The sequence below is a fragment of the Taibaiella chishuiensis genome (assembly GCF_003014535.1).
Classification (GTDB): Bacteria; Bacteroidota; Bacteroidia; order Chitinophagales; family Chitinophagaceae; genus Taibaiella; species Taibaiella chishuiensis.
In genome coordinates this window covers 234987-261143 of sequence record NZ_PYGD01000006.1, presented here as the reverse complement: position 1 = coordinate 261143, position 26157 = coordinate 234987, and the positions used below count along the sequence as shown (strand labels likewise).

At 52.9% G+C, this 26157-nt stretch carries 24 protein-coding genes; 7 read left to right on the top strand and 17 right to left on the bottom strand.

Features of this window, described 5'->3' with window-relative positions:
* Positions 1-2 precede the first annotated feature (2 nt).
* From B0I18_RS16420 to B0I18_RS16410, 3 genes are read right to left on the bottom strand one after another with little or no spacing between them, the layout of a single operon-like run.
* Complete coding sequence (locus tag B0I18_RS16420) at positions 3-1577, bottom strand: hypothetical protein (protein ID WP_106523818.1); 1575 nt, start codon at positions 1575-1577, stop codon at positions 3-5.
* A 30-nt stretch (positions 1578-1607) separates the two neighbouring features.
* Complete coding sequence (locus B0I18_RS16415) at positions 1608-6206, bottom strand: DUF6603 domain-containing protein (RefSeq protein WP_106523817.1); 4599 nt, start codon at positions 6204-6206, stop codon at positions 1608-1610.
* A 12-nt stretch (positions 6207-6218) separates the two neighbouring features.
* Positions 6219-7754, bottom strand: coding sequence for a ComEC/Rec2 family competence protein (locus B0I18_RS16410; RefSeq protein ID WP_106523816.1), 1536 nt, complete (start codon positions 7752-7754; stop codon positions 6219-6221).
* Positions 7755-8139: 385 nt separating this feature from the next.
* Here B0I18_RS16410 and B0I18_RS16405 point away from each other — a divergent pair, with 385 nt between their 5' ends.
* Genes B0I18_RS16405 through B0I18_RS16395 form a run of 3 tightly spaced genes read left to right on the top strand, consistent with a single transcriptional unit; the run spans position 8140 to position 10890 of the window.
* Positions 8140-8931 (top strand): alpha/beta hydrolase, encoded by a 792-nt coding sequence (locus tag B0I18_RS16405; protein ID WP_106523815.1) that lies wholly within the window; start codon positions 8140-8142, stop codon positions 8929-8931.
* Positions 8932-8938: 7 nt separating this feature from the next.
* Positions 8939-9538: a hypothetical protein gene (locus B0I18_RS16400; RefSeq protein WP_146146773.1), complete on the top strand. Its 600-nt coding sequence runs from the start codon at positions 8939-8941 to the stop codon at positions 9536-9538.
* Positions 9539-9594: 56 nt separating this feature from the next.
* Positions 9595-10890, top strand: coding sequence for a helix-turn-helix domain-containing protein (locus B0I18_RS16395; RefSeq protein WP_106523813.1), 1296 nt, complete (start codon positions 9595-9597; stop codon positions 10888-10890).
* Positions 10891-10932: 42 nt separating this feature from the next.
* Here B0I18_RS16395 and B0I18_RS16390 read toward each other — a convergent pair whose 3' ends face one another.
* From B0I18_RS16390 to B0I18_RS16365, 6 genes are read right to left on the bottom strand one after another with little or no spacing between them, the layout of a single operon-like run.
* Positions 10933-11313, bottom strand: coding sequence for a hypothetical protein (locus tag B0I18_RS16390; protein WP_146146772.1), 381 nt, complete (start codon positions 11311-11313; stop codon positions 10933-10935).
* A gap of 34 nt (positions 11314-11347) precedes the next feature.
* Positions 11348-11626, bottom strand: a complete 279-nt coding sequence (locus B0I18_RS16385; protein ID WP_181358495.1) for a 2Fe-2S iron-sulfur cluster-binding protein — start codon at positions 11624-11626, stop codon at positions 11348-11350.
* Complete coding sequence (locus B0I18_RS16380) at positions 11613-11978, bottom strand: DUF488 domain-containing protein (protein WP_106523811.1); 366 nt, start codon at positions 11976-11978, stop codon at positions 11613-11615. Before B0I18_RS16380 ends, B0I18_RS16385 begins: the two co-directional genes overlap by 14 nt.
* A 20-nt stretch (positions 11979-11998) precedes the next feature.
* The gene (locus tag B0I18_RS16375) at positions 11999-13588 is read right to left on the bottom strand and encodes an efflux MFS transporter permease (protein WP_106523810.1); all 1590 of its coding nucleotides are present in this window, start codon (positions 13586-13588) and stop codon (positions 11999-12001) included.
* Entirely contained in the window at positions 13581-14645 is a 1065-nt protein-coding gene (locus B0I18_RS16370) for an HlyD family secretion protein (protein WP_106523809.1), read from the bottom strand. The genes B0I18_RS16375 and B0I18_RS16370 overlap by 8 nt, the downstream gene beginning before the upstream one ends.
* Before the next feature lie 6 nt (positions 14646-14651).
* A complete protein-coding gene (locus tag B0I18_RS16365; protein ID WP_245882106.1) occupies positions 14652-15986 on the bottom strand; it encodes a TolC family protein in 1335 nt (444 codons plus the stop codon).
* Positions 15987-16120: 134 nt separating this feature from the next.
* Between B0I18_RS16365 and B0I18_RS16360 the strand changes: the two genes are divergently transcribed.
* Complete coding sequence (locus B0I18_RS16360) at positions 16121-16906, top strand: helix-turn-helix domain-containing protein (RefSeq protein WP_106523807.1); 786 nt, start codon at positions 16121-16123, stop codon at positions 16904-16906.
* Positions 16907-17111: 205 nt separating this feature from the next.
* A complete protein-coding gene (adhP, locus tag B0I18_RS16355; RefSeq protein WP_106523806.1) occupies positions 17112-18146 on the top strand; it encodes an alcohol dehydrogenase AdhP in 1035 nt (344 codons plus the stop codon).
* Positions 18147-18194: 48 nt separating this feature from the next.
* Here the strand turns inward: adhP and B0I18_RS16350 are convergent, their stop codons facing one another.
* The 4 genes from B0I18_RS16350 to B0I18_RS16335 all read right to left on the bottom strand — a co-directional run bounded on the left by B0I18_RS16350 (position 18195) and on the right by B0I18_RS16335 (position 19734).
* Positions 18195-18425: a hypothetical protein gene (locus B0I18_RS16350; RefSeq protein WP_106523805.1), complete on the bottom strand. Its 231-nt coding sequence runs from the start codon at positions 18423-18425 to the stop codon at positions 18195-18197.
* 41 nt (positions 18426-18466) lie between these two features.
* A complete protein-coding gene (gene trxA / locus B0I18_RS16345) occupies positions 18467-18778 on the bottom strand; it encodes a thioredoxin (protein WP_106523804.1) in 312 nt (103 codons plus the stop codon).
* A 157-nt stretch (positions 18779-18935) separates the two neighbouring features.
* Entirely contained in the window at positions 18936-19301 is a 366-nt protein-coding gene (locus B0I18_RS16340; protein ID WP_106523803.1) for a hypothetical protein, read from the bottom strand.
* Positions 19302-19305: 4 nt separating this feature from the next.
* Complete coding sequence (locus tag B0I18_RS16335; RefSeq protein WP_106523802.1) at positions 19306-19734, bottom strand: hypothetical protein; 429 nt, start codon at positions 19732-19734, stop codon at positions 19306-19308.
* Between the two features lie 185 nt (positions 19735-19919).
* Here B0I18_RS16335 and B0I18_RS16330 point away from each other — a divergent pair, with 185 nt between their 5' ends.
* Positions 19920-21542, top strand: a complete 1623-nt coding sequence (locus B0I18_RS16330) for a sensor histidine kinase (RefSeq protein WP_106523801.1) — start codon at positions 19920-19922, stop codon at positions 21540-21542.
* Positions 21520-22578, top strand: a complete 1059-nt coding sequence (locus B0I18_RS16325; protein ID WP_106523800.1) for a response regulator — start codon at positions 21520-21522, stop codon at positions 22576-22578. The genes B0I18_RS16330 and B0I18_RS16325 overlap by 23 nt, the downstream gene beginning before the upstream one ends.
* A 5-nt stretch (positions 22579-22583) precedes the next feature.
* Here the strand turns inward: B0I18_RS16325 and B0I18_RS16320 are convergent, their stop codons facing one another.
* The 4 genes from B0I18_RS16320 to B0I18_RS16305 form a co-directional block, all read right to left on the bottom strand.
* The gene (locus tag B0I18_RS16320; RefSeq protein ID WP_106523799.1) at positions 22584-22964 is read right to left on the bottom strand and encodes a hypothetical protein; all 381 of its coding nucleotides are present in this window, start codon (positions 22962-22964) and stop codon (positions 22584-22586) included.
* A 531-nt stretch (positions 22965-23495) separates the two neighbouring features.
* Complete coding sequence (locus tag B0I18_RS16315) at positions 23496-24794, bottom strand: acetyl-CoA hydrolase/transferase family protein (RefSeq protein ID WP_106523798.1); 1299 nt, start codon at positions 24792-24794, stop codon at positions 23496-23498.
* A 106-nt stretch (positions 24795-24900) separates the two neighbouring features.
* Positions 24901-25725: a universal stress protein gene (locus B0I18_RS16310; protein ID WP_106523797.1), complete on the bottom strand. Its 825-nt coding sequence runs from the start codon at positions 25723-25725 to the stop codon at positions 24901-24903.
* 22 nt (positions 25726-25747) lie between these two features.
* Complete coding sequence (locus tag B0I18_RS16305; protein WP_106523796.1) at positions 25748-26086, bottom strand: hypothetical protein; 339 nt, start codon at positions 26084-26086, stop codon at positions 25748-25750.
* Between the last annotated feature and the right edge of the window lie 71 nt (positions 26087-26157).

Here is a 26157-nt window from a genome sequence, read left to right as displayed (position 1 = left end):
ACTTATCGTTTTTGAGTGTGCAGCGAAAGAAGGGTATTGCGGAGGAAATTGCCTTTTTGCCTTTTGTTGTTGTTTCGTTTCCGGGAAGGATCGGCGCTCAGTGCCATAGGCGGCACGGCCCTGGGTGCAGCGTGGAATACATTGGCGAAGTGTTCGGTCAGCAGTTGCAGTTCGGCACTGTTCAGCACCGCCAGCTCCAGGCCTTTTTTCCAGTTATAGAGTTGGGTCGAAAAGCCGGTATCCTGCAGGGCTACCTGTCGACCCAGGGTCCAGGCGGCTGCATAGGATGTATCGAGCATACCCGTGGTCGGATCGAATACCAGCACCTGGTCGGGCGATGCGATAGGCAGTTCTAAGGCCGGTTTATTCAACTTGTAGGGCAATAGCGGTCCCCGGTACCAGGATACGGTCTTGTCAGGTATAAAAGTATTGCCCGTTTGTGTGCCGCTGCGCAGGTTATGGTTCAGGGGCACATAACCCATTTCCAGGGCATTGGCTACCTGGGGCAATGCACCCGTGCGCGGTGGCAGGCGCAGGTTGGTAACCAGGCTCAGGTCGGTATTAACCTCGTGGTTTACGGGTGGCTGTGCCTGGTTGAGTGCATTGAGCTGGGCTACAAAGCCGGCACTGTCGCCGGTGGTAAAGAAGGACCAGCTGTTGAGCACCGCGATACGCAGCATTTTGGTTTGATCCGGGTTAAAGCCGGAGGGCTGTTGGTTCTGCGCCGGCGGCAGGAAGTCCTGCAGCGCTTCTAACGATACCAGGAAGGCATAGTTTTTCTTATTGCTTGCAGGTACCCGGTTGCCGAATACGATCGAGAAACTGCCTACAGGCTCGCCCTGGTCGGATATACCCTGCATGGTCGGTTTATTGATCAGGCTTACCCGGCGTACATGCGCCATCAGTTTCAGGTCGTCGGTGGTCGGCGCTATTTTCTGGAACAGCGGCACCGGTATGTCCAGCATTTGCAGGCTGTCGGACATCTGCTGTCCCGGGTCGAGATAGGTCGTTAACGGTTTGTCGTTATTGGTTACCTCGTAGAAGTAGGAATAATTGTCCTGTAAGGTACTGATAGGCAGGACCGAGGTCAGGAACAGGTCGCTGACCCTGCCTACCCACGGCGTCAGGCTAAATTCGGGGAATTGCCCGATATAGTTGGCCACATCGTCTTCGTCGAGCAGCAGTACGGTCAGCCAGGTGGGCACTTCGGCATCGGTATCCTGTCCGGGTGCAGGCAATGGCGTTACATTGCCTGCTTTAAGCGGCGAACGGGTCCAGGGAAAGGTGGGTTTGGAAAAGACCACATGCGGCAGCACGGCATCATATTTTCCGCTGGCCAGGTCGGCCGGGAACACGGAATAGATCGTCTGCGCAGGTTGCGCCAGGCTGAAGCGGTCGCCGGTTACGGCAAACTTATAGTTTACCGACAGTGTGCCATCGGAGACTACATTACCTGCTTCATCTTTTACCTCCTGGGAAACCTGTAACTGGTATTGACCGTCTTCCAGTCCCGGAAGGTCGTGCTGGATAAAGGAGACCAGTTCGTTCAATTGAGGATTATTACTATTATCGGGCATATCCTTTTGTTTTTTTATCCGTTTTATCCTTTAAGATTGAGGTAGGGTATCGGCCAGCAGCATCGCTTCGGGCCAGTCGGTCAGGGCCGTTTGGGTACAGAAGGTGGTCAGTACGGCTTCGTTATAGGTATCGAACCCGATCTGGTCCAGGTTGGCCAGTATGGTATTACGCTGACCGGTTACCCAGGTATCGGCAAGCGAGCTCAGTATATAATTGTTGTTGACGAGTGTGGCGTTGTGTGCGCCGCTTACAGTTATGGTCAGGGTATCGGTATCCTCGCCTACGGCGCTTACCTGGTAAGCGGTGTCGATAAGCTGTTGCTGGTAATTGAAGTAATAGCTGTTGCCTTGCTGGTACAGCAGCTGGATCAGCAGGATATCGTTCACCACATTGGGCGTCCTGGGTATCGGGGTAATGTTGAAGCCGTTCAGGGCAGATACCAGGAAGGCCGGATCATTTACCGCAGGCTTGCGGTTATTATCCGCTTCCCACAAGGCTGCCGGCACATCGCCCACCACGGGGTTCAGGGTCAGCGAAGTGATGTAATTGGTGTAGTTACCTGCATTATCCATACGCACCACGGCTATGGACAGGGTAGAGGTTACACCGTTCAGGCCCATCGGTTTTATGTTCACCACGGGGTTCCAGATTTCGGTGGCGCTCATCTGGTTGTCGGTATCGGTAAATACCAGGTAAGGCCATTGTGCAGAGTCTACCGGTGGTGGCAGGACGTTGTATTGCGCCGGGTCGTTGGATATCGCTTTGTCTGTACTGCTTGTGGTAGCCCATTGCGGTGCATTGGCCGGTATGGCGCTGCTCACCTGTATATTGAAATGATCGGGATCGAGGATCCAGTCCTGGCCGTCAACCTGGGCGCCGTTCAGGCCCTGGGCTACATTGGCCTTCAGGATATTGGTGGTCGGTGTGCTGTCCTGTGCCGCAGCCAGGGCTAATGTTACCGGTTGCGAACTGGTCGTGTCGGCAGGCAGGAACTGGTTTTTAAATTCGGTCCAGCCTACCGGTGGCGGCGGTGTACGGTCCTCTCCGAAGGATATGGTAAAGGTGATCACATCGAGGTCCACATGTGCTACGCCACCAAATGGCGGTCCCCACAGTTCTACATCGGCGCCTACAGAAACGTTGAGGGTAAAGAGTCCCAGGTTTACCGAGCAGCCCATGCTTACATACACGGTGGCTTCATAATGGAAGGGCGCCCAGGCGATCAGGAAGTCGCAGCCCAGGGTAAACCAGGCTTTGACGATGTCGAGGTTCCAGGTGGCATTGAGCGAACCGCCGGCCATAAACATACCCGGGGTAAGGGCAAAGTAACACTGGCCGATCACCTGGAAGGGGCCGAGGCTGAAATTGATGCCCAGCCGGGGTACGGTCGGATAATAATCGGGTGGTACATAAGCCGGGTGATAACCACCAATCGTTACCACGAAGTCGCCCGCCTTCGGACCATTGGACACTGCCGGTGGGTTGATCCAGATATAGAAGGCAAAACCGCCGGTAATGCGGGCAAAGCTGCCGAAGATATACGAAGCCGGCGACAGGATGCCTTCTACTGCCAGCAAGCCGGTGGCCGTGGAGTAAGAGGCCATAATGTCGATCTCCACATAAGCGATCGGGCTGGCCGCACTGGTAGGGAAGTTCATCGAACAGCTACCCAGCAATGCGATCTGGAAGTCTACGCCAAACGATACGGTAAGCAACGCAAAGGCATTGATCATCTCGAACGAGGAGAAGGCAATGCCCGCAGCCATCCAGTATTGCCCGGGCTGTGGTATAAAGTAGCGCTGCATTTGCGGCAGCACTTTATTGATCGTGGCTTCCGGCGATGATTGCGCTTCGGGCGCTTTGGATCCGGGACCGGGCAACAGGATATAACCGGGCAGGTTCTCCAGCGTCGGGAGCTTCAGCAGGTTATTGATACCAAAGCCACCGGCAAAGCCGTTGATGTACAGGTACGGCGGACCGCCTATCGGCGCCTCGATATTGGCATAGATAAAGAAGGAGGCCGGTATCTGTATCTTCTGGCCCGGGTGTTGCGGATCGTCGGCTTCGTGCGCGGGCACATCGCCGCCCAGCGCCTGCAGGCTGAAACTGCCTACCCGCGCCATCACCGCGCCATAATAGGCGGTAGCGCCATCGGGTGTTTTGGCACGCAGGAAGCCGCCGCCCAGTTCGAAGGCCGAGGTCTGGATATCCATAAAGAAGCCCTGGATGCCGAATACCGGCGAGAAGGTAGACAAGGGACTGCCTACGGTAAGCCCCTGCATCGACAGGTTGGCCGGGCCGAGGGTCAATGCCGCATCCATTGCGAAAGACAATACATTGTTGGCAAAAGCCACGCCGATACGCTGGAAGTTCATCGGTCCCAGTTGCTTCTGTACGTTGAACCAGGTAATGTCCGATGGGGCTACGGCCTCTGCTGCCGAAGCGTCGAGTTTGCCGGTAAAGGCAATACTGTTGACGGGTTTGGGTGTTTCTTTCTGGGTGCCGCTGTTAATGGGCAGGAGGTAGCCGATAATGTTCAGGTTACCGGATATCATCAGGCCGCGGGCAATACCGGCGGATAACAAAGGAATAATGCCCTGGGGCAACAGCGGGTTGATAATGGCCACCTGTGCCGGCGTGAAGTCGGCATTGGCAAATAATACCTGCAGGCTGTCGATACCGAGGGTCATGCCTTCGGGCAGTTTATCGCCGATTACCGGCAGGTCGTTCAGGTCTATCGATGCGCTGAACTGCAGGCCAAATGCGAACTGGCTTACATTGTTCTGTTTGAAATAAATAAATTTAACCTGTTCTAGGTCGATCACCAGCGAAGGTGGTATAAAACCGGCTACTACGTCGGAGATGCCGGCCACCAGTTGCTTCAGTGGTACATTGCCTTCCTCGGTATTGCGGAATGCGGCGATGAAGGTATTGGTGGTCATATCGGTGGTATCGAATACCAGGCTGAATTCGTAGCTGTCGATGGTAATGGTGCCGCCGAAATAGGCATGGTAGCCGGCAGAGCCGCTAACGCCGTTTTCGCGGGCCGGGCCCTGGTCCAGTTCGATATCGATGGACATGATTACGGGTTTTTCTTCTACCGTAAACTGACCCGAACAGGTAAATACGAAGCTGTTTTTAGCCGAAGAATAAGAAACCCAGAGCCGGGTCATTTCCAGCGAACTGATGGGCTCGGGTACATTGCTGATGCCAAAGTCGGCGGCCAGCATGCTGATAATGTCGCCGATCTGCAGCGTGGTATTCGGCGCCAGGCCGCCGGCAAAGGTCCAGCCGGCTTCGGTTCCGCCATATTCCGCGTTCAGCACCACTACGGCGGTTTGCCACAGGGTAAACTGGCAGCGGAAGGCCCCGGTTAAGCCCTGCGCGCTATTGTATTGCAGCGACTGGCTTACCTGGTCGAAAGAAAAAGGACCTGCGGCCCATATGTTATCGACCACCAGCTCTATGGAGTAAGCGCTGTTGGTCAGATCGGCCACGAAGTCGGCGGTAGACACCTGCAGGTCTTCCGGTACACCGGCCGCCGGCAACGAAAGCGATGTCAGCAGGTCGGTTACCTTTAAAGGTTGTTGGTTGTGCAGTCCGCCGTTGATATACAGTTGCGGCAGGGTTACATTTACATCAAGCTGTAAAGCGCCTATGGTCAGTATACTTTTGATCAGCAGGGAATCCAGGCTGAAGGTATTGATATTGATCGCCGCGCTTATATAAGATATTGCAGCATCGAAACCCGCAGTAGAAATGTCTACACCTGCAAAACCGTTGTCTACACTGGTGTTGAGTGCAGCTCCGCCGATCCAGGTGGCCAGGTCGGCCAGGCCGGGAAAAGCTTCGGCAGGCGGGGTAGGCTTGATGTACAGGTACCAGTTGGGACCCGCCGACATGCCGATGCCCACATCCACACCGGTGCTGCCTATGGTCAGGTGCCCGATCAGTACCACGCTGAAGGAGTTGGTCCTTACATTGGCGGCAATATCCAGCCCGTTGAAGGTAAAGATACCGGGTACCGGGTTCCATTGGGCCGAGGGCGCATTTAAGGTAAAGGCGGTTATCGACTCCAGTTCGGTATTGGGGTAGAACGTAATGGAGTAGCTGTCCTTATCCACCACCAGGGCGCTGTTCAGGAAGTCCATACCCTGCGGGATCATGAAGGGGAATGGATTGGGATTACCGAACAGGATCACTTCCATCGGCGTCAGGCCGGATGCATCTGCATTCAGCGTGATCTGCCAGGGAAAGTCGACCGAGCTCTGCGAACTCAGCGTTATGGGTACGGTATTGGTACTGCTGAAGGGCAGGGTACCCTGCATCACACCGGTAATGGTTGCGGGCGTTGGCCCTGCATCGACGGTGATCAGCGCCGAGCTCACCGTCGCAGTTACGTTTTCGAGTCCCTGTACCGGCCAGCTGGTGTCTTCGCAGCCGCCTTGTATGGTCATAACGGAACCCTGCAGTTGCAGGCCGTCGCTGCCGGTATAAATAATGATCTGCCGGCCCGGTATGGTCGCCAGGAAGGCCTGGAACTCGACCGGCAGGTTGGTGTCTGAGGTCTTGAGCCATAACGGCGATCCCAGTCCCTGCAAATAGGTATAAAGTGCATTAATGTCCATGTGATCGCTTTTTTAGAAAGGATTTATCTCGGTACGGAAGGCTTGCGGCGCATCGTATTCGTAATAGGTTACCTGGAAGCTGGGCGCAGGCGCTGTTGAATTGGCCTGGGTGATAACGAGTTGGATATTGCCTGGTGGTATGGCTAAGCCGCCCGCCACCCGCGACCTGTTGGCGCCGAGCAATTGGTTGCCTGCCGGGTTATAAGTGGCCGGGATATACATCCGCTGGTAATAACATCCTGTGAGATAGAAATAAAAAGGGTTCCTGCCGTTGAGCCGGTTCACCAATCCCTGGTCCGGATGGCCATAGCCGTTCTGCCCGGTAGAGATCATAGAGGCACGCGGGTTGATCGTGGTCAGGAAGTAGGCACTGGTACAGGTATCGGCGCCATGGTGACCGCATTTGAAAGCGGCTATCCTGTTGGGTATAGGATAGGCCCCGCCTGCCGGGTTGGGCAGGCCGGTCCCCATAACGGCATCGGCAACCATGTCCTCGCCTGCGGAGGTAAGGTCGCCGCCTGTATAAAAGAAGAAGTTGTTGAAGCGCAAGATCAGCCCATAGCTGTCTTTATTATTGTCTATGGCGATACCGCCTATAGGATCGCTGCCATTGGGTGTACCATCCCATACACGGCCATTGCGGGCCATAACGTAAATAGCGGGCGCGCCGGCAGGGGCGGGCATAGCATTGGGGCCCGAGTTCCAGAGCACCTCGCTGCCGTAAGCCGCCTGCAACCTGGGGCGGTTAACGCCCGGGGCCTGAACCAGTGTATCGCTCATGTACACACCCCCGGCAACGAAGTCCGTATACGTGCCGGGGATCTGGGCCGGGTTACCGGTATCGATCATTTGCGAACGGCTAAAGCGCCCCCCGGTAATGAATTGGGGCTTGGAGGATACTACCGTACGCAGACAATTGAAAACATCGGTAAACACCGCCTGTGGTACATTCAAACCATTGGCGAGTGCATTTACTGCGGCCAGTGCGCCCAGGTATGCGGAATCCCTGCGTTTGATCGTTGTGGGTACCAGGAACCTGTTAAGGGGGTAGTTGACGTATTGTTCGGCATAGAGCACACCAAAACGGGCTGCGTTCTGTACGGTGCCCACGCCGTTCCAGGCATTACGGGCAGCGGTGGCAATGGTAGCCGCCTGTGCACTGTAGTTCTGCCCCAGGAAGTTATTGTAGCAACCCAGTATGGTGGCGCAGATCGCTGCCCCCACCGACGCTGCGACCTGGCCCGGGTTGGCCCCTATGGCTTGTGCGGCTCCGGCCGCGGCCAATGTATCACAGATCACAAAAAAGTTATCGGCTTCGAGCAGGCTCATGATCCCGCCCGAATGGTCGACATCGTAGTGGGTAACGAGGATGTGGTCTACCGGGGTAGCGACCAGCCTGCCTGCGACATAGGTATTCACAGTGCCAGCCTGTCCCTGTTTGCCGCCATCAATAAGCATAACCCTGGTCTGAAGACCATCAGTGGCGGTCACGAGCGCACTCTCTCCCTGACCCACGTCTATCGTGGATATATCAAGATTCCATGGCATAATCGGTGTAAGTTGATGTTTGGTAGCTCAAAGGTACTCTTGAGCAAGGCCTGGATGTAAGCGTTGAAATACCGGATTACAAAGTCAGGTATTAATACCTGATACCCGGAGCAGTATACCGGGCATTCTGATCCTTTTTTGCCCGGGTGATCTTCAGGCGCTGATCATGGTGTGCTTGTACAGGTTGATTTTGATCTGTAACCGGTTGATTGTAATATAGAAAGAGTCCCCCGGAAAAAAGGTGCCACCTTACAGGACGGGGCGTTTATGGTTCGCCCGCTACCTAATTTTGCGCTGCTCAGAAGCAATATGTCCCTTTTTAGCGCACAACACAACCCGTCTCTTTTACCCGGGTAATCCATCCGGTTGATCTAAAATCCATTTCATGAAAATATTGATTGCGGCCTGTTTCGGCCTGCTGCTCCTGCTACCGGCCTGCCGGAAAGAAAAGATCGAAAAAGATCAGCTAAAAGAATTTTCCCTGGCTTCAGCAGACAATGGCGTTACTTATTCTATTAAAGTGGCCCTGCCGGAAAATTATAATGCTTCGCGGCAATATAAAACACTATACGTGCTCGATCCCCAATGGGATTTTAACCTGGTAGCCCTGGCCTGCCGGAAACAAGCCCGGGAAAACGGGCGCGACGATATTATGGTGATCGGCGTAGGCGGTGGCAACGACCGGCTGGACGATTACCTGCCGGTACCCTTGTACGGGAAAAGCGGGCGCGCCGATGACTTTATACGGTTCCTGCGCGAGACCCTTATACCTGTAATGGAACGCGATTACCAGGCGGAAGCCAGCCGGGCTGGCCGGGGCATTGTGGGGCACTCTGCCGGTGGGTTATGTGTTACCTATTGTTTTACCAATTACCCCGACCTGTTCGGCACTTACCTGGCATTAAGTCCGGCACTCTGGGTGGGCGACCTGGTCGTGCTTAAAAATGAAAAGGCAAACAGGGCCGCGAACCAGGACCGGACCGGTATCTTTTTCCTGGCTGAGGGCGAGTTGGAAGAAGAGGTGATGCATGCGCCCATAGCCGCTTTCCGGCAGGTGTTACAACAGTATTATACCGGCTATGCGCAACAGTATCATAACGCCAAAGGCCTGGATCACCTGGGTTCCAAAGCACCCAATATGCAAAAAGCGATCGCATTTTATGTCCAACATTTATAACCCGTTTATGCGTTTTATCCTTATTACGATCAGTCTCCTGGTTGCAGCGCCTTGCCTGTGGGCGCAACAGGCCGCGCCCGCGGGGCTTGAGCTCAGTCCTGCTATCGGCGCTACCGGCAGTATCGTTAAACCTACGGTATCGGCCATGTTGCGGCTGCCGCTTAACCACAGGCTTTCGGTAGTCTCCCATTCCCTGTTCAGCTTATTGCTGTTCCGCAACCAGCCGCAGACCTATATGCAAACCCATTATAACTATTCCCTTACGCAGAAATTCGGGCTGGGATACGCTTTATACGGCAAAGGAGGAAAGGCCCGTCATACGGTGTTCCTGCTCGGGGGTATCCGGTATGCAACCTTTAAAGAAAGCCTGGACCACCCCGACCTGGACAGGGTTACCACCGTTACCTCTACCGTGGTACCCGACTATGGCCTGATGTACGGGCTGTCGCTGGGAAGGAAACGGTATACTTTTGATACCAGGCTGTACCTGCCCTTCAGTCCTATACGGTATTACCCGCAGGGTACCCTCAATAACCTTGTTTACCTGGAATTTGGTATCGGTATAAAGCGCTGTGGGGGCAATAAAGGACAATTCCGTGGCCGTTAAGCCTTTCCTGTTGGGTAAAAGGAAGGGGCGCGCTATCTTTAGGTTAAACACAGGCTATGACACCGGACGGGCAAATGATATATGCGGGTGGTATTTTTATTTCTTTTTTCCTGTTCGTGCTCCTGCTGGGTAAAAGGCGGAAGAACGCTGCAGACCGGGTATTGAGCGCCTGGCTTTTATTGGCCCTCATCCACCAGGCCTTTATCGGTTGGTATGCTTCGGGCCGGTGGTCCGCAATACCTGCCCTGGTTGGCTGGGAACTGCCATTCCCTTTTGTGCATGGGCCCTTCCTTTATTTATATCTTTTGTCGCTTACCGGCAGACCGGGTATGCCCCGGCGTTGGGCGCTACATTTTATACCTGCTGTTATCGTTGCCGGGATACTGGTTGTGGTGCTGCCGCAAATGTCGCTCAACGAGAAGCTGGGTAACCCCGTCGCATCGCGTTTCGAACCGCTGTTCCGGTATATCGTATATGGTATCACGCTCTCCGGCCTGGTATATGTGGGCGCGTCGCTTGTACTTTTAAGCAGGCACCGGAAAAACATAAAGCGCCTGTTTTCCAACACCGAAAAGATCACCCTCAACTGGATGCGCTACCTTATAGGCGGCATGGGCCTGATATGGACGGTCGTCGTATTATACCCCTCGGCACAGGCCTTATACCTGGCCGTTACCTTATTCATCTTCTTTATCGGGTATTTCGGTATCCGGCAGGTGGGTATCTTTTCCGATCAGCAATTGCCGGAAGAAACGCGCTCACCTAAGTTACCCGGGGATAGGGCTATTGAGCTTGTACCGGTAGCAGTACCCCTAACGGAACCCGCGGCGACGGATACTATCGTGGAGACCAGCACCAGCATTATAATGCAGGAAGCAGGCGAAGAACCGCTCTTAACGGACCAGGAGCAGGCGGGACCAGCCGTCGCTGCGGAACCGGTTACGATTAAGATAAAATATGAAAAGAACCGGCTGGCAGAACCGGAAGCCGGCCGCATCCATCTTGCGCTGGGCGCGCTGATGCAGCAACAGCAATTGTATAAAGATCCCGAACTTACCCTGGGGGACCTGGCTAAAGCCCTGGACCTGCAGCCCGGCCTGGTTTCCCAAGTGATCAATACCAGGGAAGGCAAGAGTTTCTACGACTATGTGAATGCATTACGGGTATCGGCTTTTCAGGAGCTGTTGTTACAGCCCGGCAGCGGGCAGTATACCTTGCTTAGCCTGGCTTTCGAATGCGGGTTCAATTCAAAGACAAGCTTTAACCGCAACTTCAAAAAGATAACCGGTATGTCGCCCCGCGATTATGCCAACCAATATGCGGGCGCTATGCCCGGCGAAGACCAGGCATAGCGGATCACCTGGCTGCCGCGATAATGCGGTATGCGGGGCGGTTTATTGCCAGCTCCCCTGGAGCGATATATCCAGGCTGTCGCTTTTTACTTCCATATCTATAGGAAATACGATTTTATAGGCATGCATATCCACGCTGCAGGAACTGATATAACCCGTTGTCTCGCCCCACAACTGTACGGTACAGGCATTTTTATACAGGGTCATCGGTAAAGCCGGCGATACCGTAAACACCGCGGGCAAGGTAAGTTCAGAAGGATAAGATGCGGTCTGCGCCAGGGTTGCGGCTGCCGGGTCACCGTATATTTTCAGGTAAAGCCCTTGCGCAGGTATCGTGTTGTGCCGGTAATCATCCAGTCGGATGGTCTTTAGGGTAAAGGTTTTGTTGTTCTTGGCACAACCTGCTGCCGTAATAAGAAGCAAAAGGAAACATAATTTTTTCAGGCTCATAAAAAGGTCATTCTGTAATAAAAATGTAGCACTGTGCCAGGGCTTCGTTTATGGACATGGCACAGGATTGGATAGCGTATTGTGCCTGTCCCCGGGCATCAATAAGAGTCACCTGGCAGGTGCCGCAACTCCCCATACCGCTGCAAAGGCCGAAGCCCGGTATGCCCAGCCTGTCGGCAATCAGCACCATTAACGAAGTACAGGCATGCCTGTCAACCTGCACCGGGTAATGCCGGTCCCGGTATACCAGGGTAAAGTTGACGGTTGTGGTTTCAGGATGATGCATACCAATGCTCCAGGTATTGTTGTAACACGATAGCATGGTTATGCGCTTCGTCTTTGGCGCCATAGACCAGCGTCAGCAGTTTCCGGTTGCGATGCTGTTCCAGGAAATCGGCTACAGCAGCATTTTTCGCCAATTCGGCCTTGTATTTTCTTTGGAACGGCGCCCATAATTCCGGGTCGTGGCCAAACCATTTCCGGAGCGCAGCCGTAGGGGCCAGGTCCTTGGCCCATTCGTCGAGCGCGGCCGCTTCTTTTTCGAGGCCCCGGGGCCATAGCCGGTCTATCAGTACCCGGTAGCCATCTTTTTTCAGGGGCGGTTCGTATACGCGTTTGATTTTGATCTGTGGTTGCATAAATGCTATTTTGGTGAAAATTAAGCCGGAGACAATCTCCTTGATCTTAAGTAAGCAGTAGTCCGGTTCAGGTAAGGGAACAGCGCGATCAGCAAGAGGGTCACTACGATCAGCCCGCCTATAAGCTCGTAATAGTCCATGGCAAAACGAAGCTGGTCCTGCCCGTTCAGGTTACCCGTCAGTAACTTATGCGCGGCTTTTGCGGCGCGTCCCGGCGCCATGCCTTTGGCGGTCAGTACCTGGGTTTGCCGGTGCAGGAACTGCCGCACCGCGGGATCTACCCGGGTCAGGTGATCCTGGAATGCATTATAATGCCTGCTCCGTTCAAAAAGTTCAAAATAATTGATCAGGGCTATACTTATGCAAAAGCCAAAATAACGAAAGGCCAGGCAAACGGCCGCTGCCGAGGCGCCCAGTTTAACGGGTACCGCAGCAATGGCATATACGATCGTAGGCACCATAATCAGGCCCACGCCAAAGCCCTGTATAAACAGCGGCAGGAAATATTGATAGGGATCGGCCTGTATATCGAACAGGAAGAACATACGCACATGAAAAAGCAATAACAACAGAAATCCCGGCAGCCAGATATACCGGATCCTTTTCTGCTGCAGGATCATAGCGCAGGCAACCAGCACCCCGGCAATCAATCCCGCGATGTTAAACAGGTTGATATAGGAAAGGTGTATGGGATCGAAGCGCAGTACGCCGGTAAAAAAAATATTGGTGATACCCGAAGCAAAACGGCAGATATACATCACGAACAGGACCAGCACACCTACCTTGAAATTCCGGTAACCGAATACCCGCAGGTCCACATAGGGTCGCTTCATAGCCCGTTGGCGCAACAGGCAGAGTAGGGCCAGGCCTGCCAGGCATAGGGCGCTGTAGCGTATGCGCCGGTCTTCCAGCCAGTAGTACTCCTGCCCGTATATGGTGATATAACCCACCAGGCAAAGCATAATGCTATACAGTACAAAGCTGGCCCAGTCTAATTGATACAGGGGGAAACGTACATTCAGCCGCACATTATTCATAGCCGATAACAACAATACCAGGCAGGGCAGGTAGGCAAACAGTGCGGCTTTATAAACCACGTTGAAGTTATAGGCATCAATGAGGTCGGCCGTTACCAGGTTATTGAAAGGCATGGCGCAAAGCAGCAGGCCAAAGAACACGGAAAAGCTGACCTCCCGCGCACGTTCGCTACGCAGGCGGGTAAACATCAGGGTCAGGGACAGGTTTACCGTGCAGGCAAATAACATACCTTGTATAAACCGTATGGGAAAAAGAAGATACAGTTCGTGGCTATGATAACAGGTAAAACTGGTAAGCAGCTGCAGGAAGGTAAACAGGATAAAGTACTCGCGGCTGGCGAGGTAAGCAAAAAACCTGCGCTCCAGGCTGTAAAAGCCCACATAACCCGCATAGAAAAGCGCTACCGCAAACTGGATATCGGCAGGCTCGCCGCCATAATAACCCGCCGCAGCATTGATATTGGCCAGGGGCAGGAAGAACAGCACGATACTGGGCAGGATCAGCAGGAACAGGGTACCCCGGATCAGCCATTCGGGCGCCCAGGACCGGAATACAGGAAGGGCATTATCCATGATGTTGCTTTTTGGGCACATAAACATTTACATTCATACCCGACTTCAGCAGGTCGGTCTCCTGCCGCGTACCATCGATCCGGATCCGTACCGGCAGGCGTTGTACGATCTTTACATAGTTGCCGGTGGCATTGTCCGGCGGCAGCAGCGAGAAGCTCGATCCGGTGGCCGGGGAGAGCGATATGATCCGCCCTTTGAACGTGTGGCCGGGATAGGCATCTGCCTCCACGGTTACGGCATCGCCGATCCGCATATGTGCGATCTGTGTTTCTTTATAATTCGCAACTACCCATTTGTCGGTTTCGTTGTTTACGATAAAGGCGAGTGTTTCCCCTGCATCGATCATTTGCCCGGCCTCTATGGTACGTCGGCCCATCCGGCCATCATAAGCCGCCGTAACTATGGTATAACTCACATCCAGTTTGTGCCGGTCCAGCAAGGCTTTCAGGCGCAGGATCTCTGCTGCTACCACCGCTTTTTCCGCGCGGATATCCAAGGTGCGCGAACTGGCGGCATTATAGTTATCCTGTGCCGAGCGGTAATCACTTTTGTCTACATCGAGTGTGGCCTGCATATGTTCCAGTTGCTGTTGCGTGGCCGACTCTTCGGCGAATAGCTGCTGGTAACGGTTGTAGTCCAGTTGTTGTTTCCATACTTTAGCTTTCGAGGCCTGGATCTGCGCCTGCGAGGAGGCTGCGGTTTTTTCCAGGGTATGGATATTGCTTTCGAGTACGCCCAATTGTGCCTGTGCCTTCCGGATCGAGGCCTCGGTCTGTTCCTGTTGCAACAGGTATTCCCGGTTGTCGATGATGAGCAGGGTATCGCCTTTTTTTACATACTGGTTCTCTTCGAATTTTACGGCAACGATAAAGCCGCCGGCCCTTGCAATTACCGGGTTGACGTATTCCTGTACCTGCGCATCATTGGTCTGTTCGCAGGTATAATAACCCCATAAGGTATGTATGCCCCATATACCCAGGGCAACTACTACGAGGCCTGCTATCCAGCCGGTGATCTTCGTGATCAGCCGGTCTGTAACGGTGTGTTTCTTTTTCATGATTTTTTAAAGAACGCCGGTTGTGTTTTGAAGTAAGTAATATTTGTTTTGGGCCATAATGCGTGCAGCGGCCAGCTCGAAGCGGGTTTGCAATACCTGGATATCGGCATCGAGCAGGTCGGTTACCAGCGCAGCCTGGCTGAAGTAGGTATTTTTAATGATGCGTGCGTTCTCTTCGGCCTGGCCTACATTTACCTCGGCCACGCGTATCTGTACCAGGGCCTCTTTATAGCGGAGGTAGGCTTCTTTTACCTGCTGGCGTATCTTATCTTCGGTATCCTTATGCAGGGTCTCTTCTCTTTCCAGTTCCAGTTTGGCCGCCCTTACCTTATGTACGTTATGATAGAGTGCCGAAAGGGGGAAAGAGGCCTTCAGGCCGGCTACGCCAAGCGAATACCAGTAAGGGTTGTAGGGGTAAAGAAAGATCTGCGGGTTGGCGTAATAAAATTCGCCGTACATGCCCAGCCTGGGGCGTACATTGGCTTTTACCTGTCGTAGGTTGATCCTGCTTAGCGCCGTTTGCTGTTCGGAGATATGCCATGCAAATGCATGCTGCAGGGCCGTTGCAAGGTATTGTTCATACCCCGTAGCTTCGTCGGCGCCCGTGGCCAGGGCTGCCGGCACAAGGATACGTTCATCCGGTTCGCCGATCAGGATATTGAGTTTTTGCGTGGCGATCAGGATATCATTTTCTATCGTTACCAGGGCCATTTTCCGGCGCGATAGTTCCAGTTCTACCCGCAGTACGTCGCTTTTCAGTACGGTCCCGTTTTTATGAAAAGCCCTGATCTCTTTGAGTTGTTTTTCCTGGTCGATGATGTCTTCGCGTACCAGGTTGCGGAACAGCAGGGCTTTCTGGAGCTCGAGGTAGCGCGCGGCGGTTTTATAACGGATATCCGAAACAGCCTGTTCTTCGCGGATCCTGCTGATCTGGTGCAGGGCTTTCTCGGCTTCGATCTTCAGGTTCAGCTTATTGCCGTTGTAAAGATCCAGGTAGAAGTCGGTACTGACGCGGTACAGCGTATGGATGACCTCATGCTGCACCGGGCGGGAAAACAAACCGTTTTCATACACCGGGATATTGGTCGCTTTTTCTACACTGCCTTTGATTCCCAGCTCCGGGTAACGCTCCATCCGCGCATCCTTTACCGATTCGGCGGCGATGGCACTGGTCTTTTTGCTGATGTCGATAAACCGGCTATGGGTTTCGGCTCTCTGCCAGGCTTCAGGCAGGCTGAGGGTAAGGGTGTCTTCCTGCCGGGGGTACTGTTGCCCGTATACATGAACTGTACAGCCCAGGAAGCATAAACCGTACAGGACGGGCATTTTCTTTGTTTTCATAAATTCTGAACCGCAAAATTATTGCAGCTTAGCATCTGAATTTTAGGAGAAATGGACAATATTTTCATCATTCCGGCCAAATGCTTATTTTCGGGTAAACCAGGGTGTTATTTTGCAGTTTTAAAAACGAAGAGATGGGCTTAATCGCAGCATTGCCGGAAATAGATAAGAAACGGTATTCCGTTTTCGTGATGCATGAAAAATCGGAAAAACTGATTCCTGAACACAAGCATACCAAAGGACAGCTTAGTTATGTAGAAGGGGGTATCGCCTACATTACGGTGGATACGCATACCTATGTCGTACCGGCCCGGCATTATTTCTGGATCCCGCAGGGAATGACGCATGTGCTCCGTATCGGTCACTCGGCTACGGTACTCCGTTCGCTTTATTTTTACAGCCACGACGATATTGTCCATCCTTTTTATACCACCCTGGGCATCTATCCTGCCAGCGAACTGTTGATCCAGATGATCAATTTTACCGAGCGCTGGGATGGCCGGCACGTCACCGAAAGGGATACCAATTTCGAATTCCTGGTGGCGCTCAAAAATATACTCCCGCAGCAGAACAGCAGGTCCTTACCTATTGCCATACCTATTACAGATGACGAGCAGGTACAAAAAATTATCCGTTACCTCGAACGGAATATGGGCGAAAAGCTGAGCCTGAAAGGCATTAGCCGGCATTTTAACCGCAGCGAACGGTCCATGTCGCGGCTATTCCAGGCCAACCTGCATATGTCGTTCCTGCAGTTCCTTAAAACCATCCGCATGATTAAGGCTATCGAACTGATCGTTAAGACCCACAGGCCCATCGGCGATATAGCAGCGGCAGTAGGGTATCTGAGCATCAGTGCATTCAGCGATGCTTTCCGCGAATTTACCGATGCCCGGCCTACCGATTTTCGCAAGACCTGAGCCGGTCCGGCATGCTGTAAACGTTTGCTGCACCTGCTTTCCGTACATTGCCTTATAACTCCCGCTTCGTCATGGCGCCCGCTTCATAGCGTTTAACTATTTATGATAGCTGTCAGTGTCACAGATGGCCGTTATCATTGTCCGCGCCTGCCGTATGGTATTACTTTGCCGGTAGTATTTTTTTCTACCCTTAAAGTATTAACCGATGATACCAAAAACGATGAAAGCCGCAGTGCTTCATGCTTTCGGAACGCCCCTGCAAATCGAGGAGGTTCCTGTAAAACAACCGGGCGAGCACCAGGTCCTGGTTAAGCTTATCAGTAGCGGCGTATGTCATACCGATCTGCATGCCTGTAACGGCGACTGGCCGGTAAAACCCCGCCTGCCTTTGATTCCAGGGCACGAGGGTGTGGGGTATGTCGTGGCCCTGGGCAAAAACGCGGGCCCGGTTAAAGAAGGCGATATCGTAGGTGTGCCCTGGCTGTTCAGTGCCTGTGGTTGTTGCGAATATTGTATTACCGGCTGGGAGACGCTTTGCGAGGCGCAGCAAAACGGGGGGTACAGCGTGGACGGGAGTTATGCGGAATATGTAGTAGCCGATGCGCGTTATGTGGCCCGCTTCCCGGCCGGTATCAATTTTGAAGAAATGGCGCCGATCACCTGCGCCGGTGTTACGGTCTATAAAGGACTAAAGGAAACCGAAGCCCAACCCGGCGAATGGGTGGCGGTATCAGGCATAGGGGGCCTGGGGCACCTGGCGGTGCAATATGCCAAGGCTATGGGCCTGCACGTGGCGGCTATCGATATAGCCGACGATAAACTGGAGCTGGCACGGAGACTGGGCGCCGATCTTACGGTGAATGCCGCCAGGCAGGACCCGGGCGATTTCCTGAAACGCGAAACCGGGGGTATGCATGGTGTATTGGTGACTGCGGTATCGCCAATTGCTTTTTCACAGGGCCTTTCGGCGCTGCGCCGCAAAGGCGTGATCTCGTTGAACGGCTTGCCGCCCGGTAGCTTCGACCTGCCCATTTTTGATACGGTGCTCAACCGGTACACGATACGCGGTTCTATAGTCGGTACGCGTAAGGATATGCAGGAGGCGATAGCCTTTGCCGTTGAGGGCAAGGTAAAGCCAACGGTACATACAGCCCGGCTGGAAGATATCAATACCGTATTGGAGCAAATGAAAAGCGGTACGATAGCAGGACGCATTGTGCTGCAGATCGCGACACCCTGATTGTTTACCAGGAACTGCCAGGTCTTTAATGTGCAAAAGAGAACAGGGTTACCGGTTCTCTTTTGTTTTACCGCACCAATGCAAGGCCAGGGCGGGGGTAAGCAGCAGGAATACCAGGATCAGCTTGGCCCCGATCAGGAAGGCCAGCACGATCTTCCACCAGGAGGCATCGTCCAGGTGGAACACATCGGCAGCCAGCATATGCAAGGGGCCGCGGAAAAGCAGCAGCACCAATACGCTGAGGATATAAAATCCGCATCCGACCAGGAAGGAGCGCAACAGGAATCTTTTCCAGAAATGAGACTTTCGGCAGACATAGTTTAGCGGTTGACGGGAGCACCGTATTGTTTAATAATACTGATGAGTTGCTGGGTTTGTACAACGCCTGATTGCCGCCAGAGTACTTTGCCCTCCCGGAACAGGATCAGTGTAGGCACGCCTTGTACCTGGAACTGCTGGGCCACAGCCGTATTGCGGTCTACATCTACCTTTACGATCCTGATCGCTTCACCCAGGTTTTTCTTGACCTGCTCCAGGATGGGGGTCATCATTTTACAGGGGCCGCACCAGGTAGCGAAAAAGTCGACGAGTACCGGTTCTTTACTATTGATTAAATTGGCGAAAGCATTCATTGCTGCGTATGGGGTTTGGGGAAACGATCTGTTGGATATCACATCACCGGTGCTGCTCCTGCAGCGACCCGGGAAATTCACAACCTAAAGTTACCGTATTTTACCCGCCGGGACAATTTTATGCAGTGGCTGGGGTGATGTAGACAATACCTGCTTTTTACACCAGGCCGCCCCTGATCAGTGGCACCTGGATGGTGGCGCCGTCCTGCGCGGCGATAGGCATCAGGATCTTTAGCCCGTAAGGCCGGTATAGGGCGATAACCCTTGCCTGCAGCACATTGGCAGGCAACGTTAGGCTGGCCAGCAATAAGTTATGGTCCGGTGTAGCTGTATTTTCTTCGTAAACATACAAGGTACCCCCGGTAATAATCACGAAATAACTGCGCCGCCCGGCCTGCGGTATCATTACCCGCAACTCGTAACGGTCGTTTACTTCTTTCAGGTTGGCGGTAACGGCCGGCAGGGATACCGGTGCTGCCAGGGGCAGGTGGTTGCAGATGCGGCAGGGTTTTTCGAATGACATAGGGTCAGATATTGGATGAGGAAGAGGGGATATTCCGCCGGGGGGCCGTTCCGGAGTTATACGGTGTTAAAGATGATGCCTTGTTAAAGCCGCTATCATTCAGTTGTTGCAGGCTGGGGTTATGGCTACCGTTCAAGGACGAAGGCGGTTCGCCGCTCAGACGCATTACCCGTACGCAGAGGCCGAACTTATGAAAAAAATCGGCTTCCACACCGGCCAGGCAACGGTCCGGGCTGATATCGATATAACCGCCGTTATGAAACATGGTGATCTCGGCGATGGGCAGTTGTTGATCCAGCTTTTCCGGCTGTAGGGGCGTAATGCCCGTCTGGTAAGGGTTTTTATAAAACCACAGGTCCAGGCAGGGATAATGTTCCCGGAAGGCCAGCTGTATATTGCAGATAAGATCGTCTTCAATGATATGCAGTTCCATAACATGATTATTTAGATCGGGTACAAAGTTCGTACCCCGCTTCCGCTCCTGCAATGATTTATATCATCGGTAACGTTTACTAAGCTTAACTTTCTGTGCAGCAAGGCCCCGTAACGCGTTATTTTCCGGTGCAGACCGGGATAGGAGCGGGGTTATTGGTATATTTGCGGCATTAAATTCCTGTCATGAATAAAGTTACCGGGATCGGGTTCGACGCATTGTTCAATAACGCTTCTATGGGTATCATGGTAGCGGACGAACAGAGTCATATCGTGCTGGTCAATCCTTTCCTGCTGAAACAGTTTGGTTATACCGAAGCAGAATTGCTCGGCCAGGGTATCGAGCTGCTGATCCCGCAACGCTTCCACCAGCGGCATGTACATCATGTGGCCTTGTATAAGGAGCATCCCAAAACCAGGCCTATGGGCATGGGTATGGACCTGTATGCTGTGCGGAAGGATGGGAGCGAGTTCCCTGTTGAAGTAAGCCTGGGCAATTATGAAACCGAACAGGGTAAATATGTGATCGCTTTCCTGAGTGATATATCCAAACGTAAAGAGGCGGAACTGGCCCTGCAGCAGTTGAACGAAGAACTGGAAAAAAAGATCGGGGAACGTACGGAAACCCTTACCAGCACGGTTAGTCAGCTGGCTGCCGTTATCGCGCAGACCGAAGCCAAGGATGCGGAACTGAACCGCATCAATATCTTTCTCAATAATATCTGGGATCATGCAGAGGCTATTATCTATGTTACGGACAGTGAAGGGATAATCAAGATGTTTAACCCCGCGGCAGAAATGCAACTGGGGTACGCTGCAGCCGAGGTGATCGGTAAGGAGCGCCCTTCCTTGTTCCTGGCGGAGTCGGATACCGGTCTTGCCGACCTGGTAGAGAAAGCCAGGACGGGCCAGCCCAACGAAAGGGAGCTGGTTTATATCCGCAGGGACGAACGCCGTATACCGGTATCGCAAACCTTTACGGCTATGCGTAATGCGCAGGACGAGATCGAAGGCTACCTGGGTATTGCCATGGATATATCTGAACGTAAAAAAGCGGAAACCGACCTGCGGCTGGCTTTGGAGAAGGAGAAAGAGCTCAGCGAGCTGAAGTCCCGCTTCGTATCCATGGCCTCGCACGAGTTCCGCACGCCGCTCAGTACCGTATTGTCTTCGGCTTACCTGGTTTCCAAATACGAAACCAAAGAAGAGCACCCGAAACGGGAAAAGCACGTGCAGCGCATTGTTTCGGCAGTTAATACCCTTACCGATATCCTGAATGATTTCCTGTCTGTGGGTAGGATTGAAGAGGGCAGGATCCAGGTGCGCTACAGCACTTTCGATATGCAGCAGCACCTGCAGCAGATTGCAGGCGAACTGAGCGGCTTGCTGAAAAGCGGGCAGCATATAGATTATGTTTGCGAAGGCGGTCATATGGTCGAGCTGGATCCTTCACTGATGAAGCATATCGTGATGAACCTGCTCTCCAATGCTATAAAGTTCTCACCCGAAAACGCGGTGATCGGATTGCACAGCCGGCATACCGGCCAATATTTTATACTGACCGTTACGGATAAGGGTATGGGCATCTCGGAAGAAGACCAGCAACACCTGTTCGAACGTTTCTTCCGCGGTTCCAACGTAACCCATATCCAGGGCACGGGCCTGGGCTTGCATATCGTAAGCAAGTATGCCGAACTGATGAACGGTACCATTACCTGTACCAGCAGCCTGGGCGCCGGTACCCGCTTTGAGCTTATTTTTACCTTAAAAGAACCGACTGGTATATATGAAAAAGATATTACTGATTGAAGATAATGCAGAGATCAGGGAGAATATGGCGGAGATCCTTGACCTGGCAGGTTACCTCGTGTTTACTGCGGAAAATGGTAAAGATGGCGTGGCCCGGGCCATCCGGGAAAAGCCGGACCTGATCCTGTGCGATATCATGATGCCTGTACTGGATGGTTATGGCGTATTGCATATGGTACAGAAGCATAACGATCTGCAAACGAAACCTTTTATTTTTCTTACCGCCCGGTCGGAGCGCAGCGAGATACGGAGGGGTATGGAGATGGGCGCCGACGACTATATTACCAAACCGTTCGACGGTACCGAATTGCTGCATGCCATAGAAGTGCGCCTGAAGAAGGCGGAACAACTGAAACAGCAATTCCCAGGCAACGCGCAGGGCGTAAGCGAACTGATGAGTATTGCTTCGGGAAAGGATGAACTGGAGGCGCTGAAAGAAGGCCGGAGCATCAACCGTTATAAAAAGAAACAGGTTATCTATACCGAAGGCAACCATCCCTCGCGCCTGTTTTATGTGCAAAAGGGCAAGGTAAAGACGTTTAAACGGAATGATGACGGCAAGGAGCTGATTGTAGGGCTGTTTAACGAAGGCGACTTTATCGGTTATCTTCCTTTGTTGGAAGGAAGTATCTACCGCGATACCGCCGAAGCGCTAGAGGATACGGAACTGGCCATCATACCCCGTACCGAGTTCGAGGAGCTGCTGGGGAGTAATCCTTCGGTGATGAGAAAGTTTATCGGCATACTGGCCCGTAATGTCGACGACCGGGAGGAGCAGTTGCTGGCCATTGCTTATAATTCCTTGCGTAAGAAAGTAGCCGATACCCTGGTTACCTTATACAAAAAGTACAATGCTAAAAACGATCCGGCTTTCCAGATCGACCTGTCGCGCGAGAACCTGGCTGCCATTGCGGGTGTGGCTAAAGAGTCGCTGATCCGGATGTTGGGGGAGTTGAAAGAGGAAAACCTGGTTAGCCTGGAAGGGGGTAAGATCAGGATCCTGGACTATACCCGGCTGGAACAGATGTTCAACTAATGCGCTCAGGCGCGGCCATCGGCCGGATGCAGTGCTGCAAAAGCGCGTTGCATCTGCTGAAATTCGTGGAGCAGCCGTTCCATGTCCCTTTCCAGTATCCTGCATTGTTGCAACAGCGCGTCTCCGGCCTGTGCCGGTGCGGCGAGCCTGGGGATCAGGGTATTGATCTCATGCCGCAACAGGTCTATAACCTGGTCCTTTTCGACGAAGTGTTGTTGGAAGCGTTCTGCCAGGTCTATAAATTCAGGGCTTACAGGGCCGCTGATCCTTAGTGAAAGCTGATCCTTCAAACGGATATTCTCCGTCTTCAGCTCATGAAGGGTTGCCAGCCATTTTTTGCTTTCCGCTGTGTAAGCGCCGCTGCCCGGTAGGAGTTCTTGTTTCATGTTGCGTAATCTTCAAAAGTAGCTGTTGTTGGCCGCGGCAACAATAACGCCGGTCATGGGCAGCTATGACAGGGATCATTATTGGCAGGCGGTATTGGGTATTGGGTATTGGGTATTGGGTATTGGGTATTGAGATGTTAGGTATGAGATATTAGATAATTAAAGGGTTGTTGTCATCCTGAGCGCAGCGAAGGATCTCATCCCCTAGCTGGCTTTACCAACGTGCCAAGCACAAGTACCCAAGGGTTCATTGTCATCCTGAGCGCAGCGGAGGATCTCATTTTTTAGTATCAGGTATCAAGTAATAAGTATCAAGAGGACGATTGTCATCCTGAGCGCAGCGAAGGATCTCATCAGTAAGCCGGCTTTACCAGCGTGTCAATCATCAAGAGGACGATTGTCATCCTGAGCATAGCGAAGGATCTCATCCCCTAGCCGGCTTCACCAGGCATGTCAAGCACAAGCACCTAAGGGCTCGTTGTCATCCTGAGCGCAGCGAAGGATCTCATCGGTAAGCCGGCTTTATCGGCGTTACCGCACCTCCCGGTACAATTTCCCGAAACGCTCGTGGTACGCCTGTTCCAGGGCCTCGCGATGATCGGGATGGGCAATGCTGATCAGCAGCCGCGCCCGTTGGTCCATATTACGGCCATACAGGTTGACCACACCATATTCAGTAACCACATAATGCACATGCCCCCTGGTGGTAACCACCCCGGCGCCTTGTTTCAGGAAAGGGACGATACGGGATATGCCTTTCTTCGTGGTAGAAGGCATGGCGATAATCGGTTTACCACCTTCCGACAGCGAAGCGCCCCGCATAAAGTCCATCTGCCCGCCGATGCCCGAATATTGATAAATGCCGATCGAATCGGCGCAAATCTGCCCGGTAAGGTCGATCTCGATCGCGCTGTTGATCGCAATTACCTTTGGATTCCTGCGGATAATATCGCTGTCGTTGACAAAAGCCACATCCATACAGCTTACATAAGGGTTGTCGTGTACGAAGTCATACACCTTCTGTGTACCCAGGATAAAGCTGCTGACGATCTTCCCGGGTCTTACTTTTTTAAATTCATTGGTAACAACGCCTTTTTGTACCAGCGGTACCAGGCCATCGGAGAACATCTCGGTATGTATGCCCAGGCTCCTGTGCCCGGTAAGTTGTTTTAATACCGCATCGGGTATACTGCCTATACCCATTTGCAGGGTGGAACCATCTTCGATAAGTCCGGCCACATGGGTGCCAATTCGCTCGGCCACGGCATCGGCGCCGGTACTGTAGTCTACTTCCGGCAGCGGGCTATCGACCTCGACCATGGCTGTAAACTGCGAATAGTGGATAATGCCGTCTCCCAGCACACGCGGCATACGCGGGTTTACCTGTGCGATCACGATCGGCGCATTCCTGACAGCGCTTAGTGCAGCATCTACCGAGGTGCCCAGGGTACAATAGCCATGCTGATCCGGCGGCGATACATGTACGATCGCCACATCCAGCGGCAGGATGCCCTCCCGGAAGAGCCCCGGTATTTCGCTCAGGAACACGGGTACGTAATTGCCATGACTGCCATTGGCCCATTCCCGTACATTGCCCGATACAAACAGGGAGTTCAGCGAAAAGCTGTTCAGCACTTCGGGGCGGTTCCAGTCGATATCGCCATAGGTGCTGATACTGGTCAGTTCGACGTCGGTAAGCTCGCCGGCCCTGTCCAGCAGTTTATTGAACAGTACCCTGGGGGTAGCTGCGCTGCCATGTATAAATACCCTGTCGCCGCTTTTTACGAGTTGCAGGGCTTGTTCTGCCTGTTGATAGGGGATGTGCTTCATAGTTGTAAATGGATTGTGTTGATCGGTACGTAAAATTAAGGCCTGCTTCGGAAAACGCAAGCATAATCCTGTTGCAGTACCGGTTGCTCCTTACCCGGTATGCTTGTTATGCATGCAGGATCATTACCGGTACTTCGGGATGCAGTACCATTTTTTTCGTAACGCTCCGGTGAAAGAGGCTTTCTACAAAATTACGTTCCTTGGGCAGCAGTAGCAGCAGGTCCAGTTGTTGCTGTTGTACAAAATGCATTAATCCTTCCCGTATATTATCGTTCGTAGTGATCCTGATCTCGGGCCGTAATGCGGCCAGGTTGTTCTGGATAAATTTAGATTCGGTCAGTACCTGCGGGTACATACGTTCACCGGGTCCGCTTACATACAGAATTTCGAGCCGGGCATCGAAGTGATCGAACAGCGCCCTGATGCTGCCGAAGGGTACCGTTTCTGCAACATTAATCATATCGCAGGCCAGGCCTATTTTATGAATGCCTTTGTAGCTGTAACCGGGCGGCACCACGATAACGGGATGTTCCAGGTTTTCGGCTGCGGTAAGGCTGAAACTGCCCAGGAAAAAGGCTTCTGCGGCGCCGGCCCCGCTCGTGCCCATGATCATGGCAAAGACATCGGGCTCGTTATTGCATTTCCGGATCTCTTCGACGAAGCTGCCGGTTACGGTCTTACAGGTAATGGGTACCTGGTTGTTGCCCCGGTTTTCCAGTTCTTCTTTAAGTTCCTTCAGGGTATGACCGGCATCGGTCAGTGCCAGTTCGTAGCTATCGGGCGGCAGCGGCACTTCCGGTACGATAAGGGGCAGCGGCAATACGTGCAGCAGCACGATCCGGGCCTGTACCTGCTGCGCTACTGCGATGGCATAATGCGCTGCATCTGTAGCAGCGGCGGAAAAATCGGTAGGAACGATAATCGTTTTCATAAGGGTATGTTGTGGTCATGCGTTAAAAAGACGGGGCAAAATTAGAAACGTTTTGCCCGGCATTCGCTGACTTTGGACAATGATCTTTATGATTGTTGTCCTGCTTTTGAAAGATCTGCGGCGACCGGAACAGTTGATTATGGCGTGTATGCATACACGAAGATGGGGGACGAAGCGGTAATGCTCCGCAGGCGAGGCTGTCGCAGAACCCCATAAAGGGCTGCAGGTCTTTGTCCAGGCATAGCAAATGGCCTTCCGTTTTCAGCTCGGTCATAGCGCCGTATTCCGAAGTTTCGAAATAACGGGCGATTACGGTATGTGGTTCGCCGTTGATCACTACCGGTATTTTTATTGCTTTCATATCATGATAACAACGGTAAACCAGGCTTGTTTAACCCGGCGGGCCCGCTTTATCTGTAAATATGCCTTAAT